The 7,794-nt window shown below is 32.5% G+C and carries 4 protein-coding genes; all 4 read left to right on the top strand.

The window, feature by feature from the left end; translation table 11 throughout:
- Positions 1-3: 3 nt before the first annotated feature.
- The 4 genes from JL193_RS07555 to ileS all read left to right on the top strand — a co-directional run bounded on the left by JL193_RS07555 (position 4) and on the right by ileS (position 7,794).
- Entirely contained in the window at positions 4-921 is a 918-nt protein-coding gene (locus JL193_RS07555; protein WP_207973201.1) for a PorP/SprF family type IX secretion system membrane protein, read from the top strand.
- A 14-nt stretch (positions 922-935) separates the two neighbouring features.
- Positions 936-2,921 (top strand): OmpA family protein, encoded by a 1,986-nt coding sequence (locus JL193_RS07550; RefSeq protein ID WP_243456867.1) that lies wholly within the window; start codon positions 936-938, stop codon positions 2,919-2,921.
- A gap of 79 nt (positions 2,922-3,000) precedes the next feature.
- Positions 3,001-4,224 (top strand): FAD-dependent monooxygenase, encoded by a 1,224-nt coding sequence (locus tag JL193_RS07545; protein WP_207973200.1) that lies wholly within the window; start codon positions 3,001-3,003, stop codon positions 4,222-4,224.
- A gap of 96 nt (positions 4,225-4,320) precedes the next feature.
- A complete protein-coding gene (ileS, locus tag JL193_RS07540; RefSeq protein ID WP_207973199.1) occupies positions 4,321-7,794 on the top strand; it encodes an isoleucine--tRNA ligase in 3,474 nt (1,157 codons plus the stop codon).

Genomic DNA, 7,794 nt, shown 5'->3' with positions numbered 1-7,794 from the left:
AAGATGAAAAAATTTATAGCAATACTTGCAGTTATATTCTTTACTGTTTCTGCAAAAGCGCAACAAGACCCACAATACACACAATATATGTATAATATGAATATCATAAACCCAGCTTATGCTGGGTCATATGATGTTTTAAGTATTAATTTATTAGGTAGATCTCAATGGGTAGGTATAGATGGAGCCCCAAGAACACTTACAATGGGTGTTAACTCTCCAGTAGGTAAAAATGTTGGGTTAGGTCTATCTGTTATTGTAGATGAAATTGGACCAGTACAAGAACAAAACGTTTATGGAGACTTTTCATATACATTAAAAGTGGGTCAAAATGCAAATCTAGCATTAGGTTTAAAAGCAGGTTTTACGTTTTTTAATATTTGTTTACCTTGTTTAAGAAAGGTAAATGGTGAGGACCAAGCTTTTGTAAATCAAAATGCAAATAAAATAATGCCAAACATTGGTGCAGGTGCATTTTATTATACAGATAAGTTTTATGCAGGTCTGTCTGTTCCAAATTTGTTAAAAACTTTTCATTTTGATAAAAAAGGAGGACAAATATCAAGAGCATCAGAAACAAAGCACTTTTTCTTTACTTCTGGTTATGTATTCGATTTATCAAATGATGTAAAGTTAAAGCCATCAACAATGATAAAAGCAGCAGAAGGATCTCCATTATCAATAGATTTTTCTGGAAACGTTTTATTATACGATAAATTAGAATTTGGTCTTTCTTATAGATTAGACGAATCTGTTTCCGCATTAATAAACGTAAGAGCCTCAAACACACTAAGAATAGGCTATGCTTACGATTATACCTTAACAAACCTAGGAAATTTCAATTCAGGGTCACATGAGATATTTGTACTATTTAATTTCGATTTTGAAAGAAACAAAATTAAATCGCCAAGATTCTTTTAGTTAACAAAACAATTATGAAAAAAACAATACAAATTACAATCGTACTTTTATTCAGTTCTTTAACCATATTTGGGCAAACTAAAGAAACGAAAAAAGCAGACGTCCATTTCGAAAATTTATCTTACGCATTAGCTGCAGAAGAATATAAGAAGCTTGCAGAAGATAATGCTACAGAACACGTTCTAAAAAGATTAGGAGACAGTTATTATTTTAACGTAAAAATGCAAGAAGCATCAAATGCTTATAGCAAGTTGTTTGCGAACTTTCCAACACAAAAACCAGAACATATTTTTAGATATGCACAAGCGTTAAGAGCCACAAGAAATTTTAACGAATCTGATGCTTGGATGAAAAAATTTCACGAAGCAAAAAAGAAAGATTCAAGAGGAGTTCATTTTACAAATCACGAAGTCACTTTAAACGAACTTAAAAATGGTAAGCCAAACTATACCGTTAGTAATTTAAGAAGTATAAATACGGTAAATTCCGACTTTGGAGTTACAGATTACGGAAACACCATTTTATTTTCTTCGCCAAGAAAAGGAAACGTATTTGTAAAAAGAAGCCACACAAGAAACAACAAAAACTTCTTAGATATTTACAAAGTTCTTAAAGAAAAAATAACAACTACAGAAGGCGATAATTCTCAGGTAAGACCCATGTTTACAGACGAAGTAAACTCTAAATATCACGAATCTTCTGTAACTTTTTCTCCAGACAGGCAAACCATGTACTTTACAAGAAATAACTACAATAATGGAGTTTATAAAAATGATAAAAAAGGATACAACAATCTAAAAATTTATAAAGCTGTTTGGGTATATAATAAATGGACAAACGTACAAGAGCTTCCTTTTAATAGTGACGAATATTCAACAGGACATCCATCAGTTAGTAAAGATGGTAAGAAGTTATACTTTGTGTCAGACATGCCAGGAAGTATTGGAGAAACAGATATTTATGAAGTCGCTATAAATGCTGATGGCTCTTTTGGTACACCACAAAATTTAGGTTCAGAAGTAAATACAGAGGGTAGAGAAATGTTTCCATTTATTTCAGACGAAGACGTATTGTATTTTTCTTCAGATGGCCATTTTGGTATAGGAGCCTTAGACGTATTTGCAACCAGAAAAGAAAAAGGAGAATACAAAACACCCGTAAATTTAAAAGCCCCTGTAAATTCGCCATTAGACGATTTTGCATTTTCGATAAATCCAATAACCAAAACAGGTTATTTATCTTCTAACCGAGAAGGAGGGGTTGGCGATGATGACATTTACGCAGTTGTAGAATTAGAAAAACCAGAAGCAATTGTTGTAAAACCACCATGTATGCAAGTAGTATCTGGAGTTGTACAAGACAAGAAATTTAAAAACCCATTGCCAGGAGCAAAATTAGTTTTAAAAAATGCAAAAGGGATGGTTGTTAAAGAAGCATATGCAAATGCAAAAGCAATGTTTACATTTACATTACCATGCAATCAACAATATACATTAAATGCGACCAAAGAATATTACGAGCCAGATACAGCCTCTTTTGTAACCACAAAAAATAAAGAATTGCAACTCGATTTAATTTTTGCCTTAGACATTATATCAGATTTTTCATATAACGAAAGAGGAGAACTAATCATTAAAATAAAGCCTATTTATTTCGATTATAATAAAGCGAACATCAGGCCAGATGCCGCAGTAGAATTAAATCATATTGTTAGTATTATGAAAAAATATCCAAAACTAGTAATTAGATCTAGTTCACACACAGATGCTAGAGGTAAAGCAAGTTATAACGAAGCTTTATCCGACAGAAGAGCAAAATCTTCTGTAGCTTATATTATCGAAAAAGGCATTAGCCCTAGTAGAATTTCTGGAAAAGGCTTTGGAGAAACAAGATTGGTAAATAATTGTGTAGATAACGACAAGCATACAAATCGCGTAAAATGTTCTAAAGAACAACATCAAGCAAATAGAAGAACCGAGTTTGTAATTGTTAAAATGTAAAAAACCACTTAACTTTTAAAAAGAGCCTTTATAGGTTCTTTTTTTATTTATAGATTTGCGCAACCTTAAACTTAAGACTTTGCAAACAGAACAATATGATGTAGTTGTAATTGGAGGAGGTCCTGCAGGAGGACAAACATCTAGAAGCTTAGCAAAAAAAGGACTAAATGTTCTTTTAGTAGAAAAGTACAACTCTTTTGCCTTAAACAATTTTTCTAGTGCAGGGATGACGTTAGAACCCTTAAACGAATTTCAACTTCCAGAGACAATCGTTGGTGCCTATTGGAAAGATATCGTAATACAATGCACCCAAAAAGCTTACACTTGGAAAGGAAACACAAAAAAAGGAGTTGTATTAGATTTTAAAAAATTACGCGAATTTTTAGCTGAAGAAACCATAAAGTTTGGAGGCAAAGTGCTAATGGGGCACAAATACATTGGTAAAACAGTAGTAGAAAATGGTGTAATTGTTAGACTGGTAAAAAACAACAATACTAAAGAAATCGAAATAAAAACGAAAATAGTAGTTGATGCAACAGGTCCTTTAAGAAAAGTAATGTACGATACTAATGAAACACAACCAGAAATGGTTTTAGGAAGTGGTACAGAATATGAAATTGAAGTAGAACAAGAAATTTACGATCAATTTAAAGATAAGTTACTCTTCTTTTTGGGACATAAATGGGCTATCAAAGGCTATTCTTGGATTTTCCCTATGCAAAATAGAGTTTTAAAAGTAGGCGCAGGAAAAACACATATAAAATCTAAAGACCAAGAACAAACCAACAAAACCACAAGAAAGATTACAGAAAAAATCATATCAGAATATATTCAAGCCAAAGAATACAAAATTATAGATAAACACGGTGGCATTTTGCGCTACAGTATTGGTTTAAAAGACCAATTTTACAAAAACAAAGTTGTTGCTGTTGGCGATGCAGTTTCTGCGATAAACCCAAGAGGAGGAGAAGGCATACGTTATGCAATGCAAACGGCAGAATTGGCTTCTAAATATATAGAAGAATACATAAAAACCGGCAAAGAAAACTTTCATCTCTATCAAAAAAAATGGAGAAGAAAAAAGTTGCTAAAATGGAAGTTAAGCGAATATTCAGCAAGAAGAATGTATAGCAGATATACAGATCAACAAGTTGAAAATAGAGTACAATTTTTACGAAAAAACTTTACTATAGACGAAATGATCGACAGCTTATTCAACTTTAAATACAATAAAACATTCGCTAGAATTTTTCAGTACGGAGTTTTAAAACTACAATTCTTATTTAAAAAAGAAAAATTTTAGTTGCTACCAAATAAGTAAATGCATTTTAAAGATAGCTACATGCGTATTTTTTAAAGAAATTGATTAATTTCGCAATCTTATTAGAAAAGAGATAAAATGAAAGCGAAATTTCCTGAATATAAAGGACTTGACTTACCAAAAGTAGCCGAAGAAATTCTAAACTATTGGAAAGAAAATAACATATTTAAAAAAAGTGTAACTACAAGAGAAGGTGCAAAACCTTTTGTCTTTTTTGAAGGACCGCCTTCAGCAAACGGATTGCCAGGAGTGCATCATGTTTTGGCAAGAGCGATAAAAGATATTTTTCCGCGTTACAAAACCATGAAAGGTTACCAAGTGAAGCGAAAAGCAGGCTGGGATACGCATGGTTTGCCTATTGAATTAGGCGTAGAAAAAGAATTAGGAATTACCAAAGAAGATATTGGTGTAAAAATTTCTGTTGAAGATTACAACGCAGCTTGTAGAAAAGCAGTAATGCGTTATACAGATATTTGGAACGACTTAACCCAAAAAATGGGATATTGGGTAGATATGGATAATCCATACATTACCTACGAACCAAAATATATGGAATCTGTTTGGTGGTTGCTAAAACAAATTTATAATAAAGATTTAATCTACAAAGGCTATACCATTCAGCCCTATTCACCAAAAGCAGGTACAGGTTTAAGTTCGCACGAATTAAACCAACCAGGAACCTATCAAGACGTTACAGATACCACAGTTGTTGCACAATTTAAGGCGATAGAAAGTACGCTTCCAGACTTTTTACAAAATGAAGGAACTGTTCATTTCATAGCTTGGACAACAACACCTTGGACGTTGCCAAGTAACACAGCATTAACGGTTGGACCAAAAATTGACTACGTTTTAGTTGAAACTTTTAACCAATACACATTTGAGCCAACAAAAGTTATTTTGGCTAAAAAATTAATCTCTAAACAATTTGATAAAAGGTTTGTTCAAGTAGAAGATAAAACAGCGTTAGAAAGCTTTAAAAAAGCTGATAAAAAAATCCCTTTTTACATTGTTAAAGAGTTTTTAGGTAAAGATTTAGTAGGCATTAAATACGAGCAATTATTAGATTATGTCTTACCAAACGACCATCCAGAAAATGCATTTAGAATAATTGCTGGCGATTTTGTAACTACAGAAGATGGTACAGGAATCGTACACACAGCACCCACTTTTGGAGCAGACGATGCCTTGGTTGCCAAACAAGCTTCGCCAGAAATTCCGCCAATGTTGGTCAAAGATGAAAATGGTAATTTAGTTCCGTTAGTAGATTTACAAGGTAGATTCAGAAAAGAAGTAAAAGACGATATCTATGGTTTTGCAGGAGAATATGTAAAAGCAGAATATTTAACGGAAAAAGATTTAGAAGACGAATTAAAAATTCAACAAGAAAAATTAACCAACGTTCTAAAAAATCAAAAAGAATATTTATCTGTAGATGAACGTTTAGGACTAAAATTAAAGAACGAAAACAAGGCTTTTAAAGTCGAAAAATACAAGCACAGTTACCCTAATTGTTGGCGTACAGACAAGCCCATTTTATACTATCCATTAGATTCTTGGTTTATAAAAGTTACAGAGGTAAAAGATAGAATGCACGAGTTAAACAAAACCATTAACTGGAAACCAGAATCTACAGGAACAGGACGTTTTGGAAACTGGTTGGCAAATGCAAACGACTGGAATTTATCACGATCGAGATATTGGGGAATTCCTTTACCAATCTGGAGAACAGAAGATGGTAAAGAAGAAATTTGTATTGGTTCTGTAAAAGAATTAAAAAGTGAAATGGCGAAAGCTGTGGAAGCTGGAATTTTAGCAAAAGATATTTTCGAAGATTTTGAAGTGGATAACAATTCCGAAGAAAACTATGCAAAAATAGATTTGCACAAGAATATTGTAGATCAAATTGTGTTAGTTTCAGCTTCAGGAAAACCCATGAAACGCGAAAGCGATTTAATAGATGTTTGGTTCGATTCGGGTTCTATGCCATATGCACAATGGCATTATCCATTTGAAAATAAAAATAAGATTGATGGAAACGAATCTTTCCCTGCAGATTTTATTGCAGAAGGAGTAGATCAAACAAGAGGTTGGTTTTACACCTTGCATGCCATTGCAACCATGGTTTTCGATTCTGTAGCCTATAAAAACGTAGTTTCTAACGGTTTGGTTTTAGACAAAAACGGTCATAAAATGTCGAAACGTTTAGGAAACGCTACAGACCCATTTACAACATTAGCAACATATGGGGCAGATGCCACTCGTTGGTACATGATTTCGAATGCAAATCCTTGGGACAATCTAAAATTCGATTTAGAAGGAATTGAAGAAGTAAAACGTAAGTTTTTCGGAACACTTTACAATACCTATTCATTCTTTTCATTATATACAAATATCGATGGCTTTTCTTACAGCGAAGAAGATATCGCATTAAACGAAAGGCCAGAACTCGATAGATGGATTTTATCAGAATTACATACTTTAATCCATAAAGTCGATAAATTTTACGCAGCATACGAACCCACCAGAGCCACCAGAGCCATAAGCGACTTTACGCAAGACTATTTAAGTAATTGGTATGTTCGTTTAAGTAGAAGACGTTTTTGGAAAGGAGATTATCAAACAGATAAAATTTCTGCTTACCAAACACTGTACACTTGTATGGTTACCATTGCAAAATTAAGTGCGCCAATTGCTCCGTTTTTTATGGATAAATTGTATCAAGATTTAAATTCTGTAACCGGTAAAGAATCTTCAGAAAGTATTCATTTATCTAATTTTCCAAAATTTAATGAAAGTTTTGTAAACAAATCTTTAGAGCGTAAAATGGAAAATGCACAAACCATTTCTTCTTTAGTTTTATCATTAAGAGCAAAAGAAAAAATTAAGGTGCGTCAACCCTTACAAAAAATTATGATTCCTGTTGATAGTAATCAGCAAAAGGAAGAAATTTTAGCAGTTGCCAATTTAATTAAGCACGAAGTAAATATTAAAGAAGTAGATCTTTTAGAAGACGCATCAGACATTTTAATCAAACAAATTAAGCCTAATTTTAAAGCTTTAGGGCCTAAATTTGGTAAAGAAATGCGATTTGTTGCAGCAGAGATTCAAAAGTTTACACAAGAAGATATTAACAAAATAGAAAAAGATAAGCACATTTCTATAGAAATTAATGGAAAAAATATTACTTTGGGACTCGAAGATGTAGATATTTCGTCAAAAGATATCGAAGGTTGGTTAGTTGCAAACGAAGGCGCGTTAACAGTAGCTTTAGATGTTACCATTACAGAAAAATTACGTAAAGAAGGAATTGCCAGAGAATTGGTTAACAGAATTCAAAATACACGTAAAGACACAGGTTTAGAAGTAACAGATAAAATTAAGCTTACGGTCTTAAACTACGAGAACTTACAACAGTCTATCTTAGAAAATAAACGCTACATTATGAGTGAAACATTAACCGAAGATTTGGTTTTTGTGGACGAGTTAAAAAATGGTACAGAAATTGAATTCGATACCATAAAAAGTAGAATATTAATTGAAAAAATCTAA

It is taken from the genome of Polaribacter batillariae (assembly GCF_017498485.1).
In the GTDB taxonomy this organism is placed as follows: Bacteria; Bacteroidota; Bacteroidia; order Flavobacteriales; family Flavobacteriaceae; genus Polaribacter; species Polaribacter batillariae.
Note: the sequence above shows the minus strand (reverse complement) of the source record. Positions and strands in the feature narration are given on the sequence as shown.

Excerpts from the sequence above, each read along its gene's own strand:
- JL193_RS07555 (WP_207973201.1), top strand. The coding sequence starts at position 4 with ATGAAAAAATTTATAGCAATACTTGCAGTTATATTCTTTACTGTTTCT.
- JL193_RS07550 (WP_243456867.1), top strand. The coding sequence starts at position 936 with ATGAAAAAAACAATACAAATTACAATCGTACTTTTATTCAGTTCTTTA.
- ileS (WP_207973199.1), top strand. The coding sequence starts at position 4,321 with ATGAAAGCGAAATTTCCTGAATATAAAGGACTTGACTTACCAAAAGTA.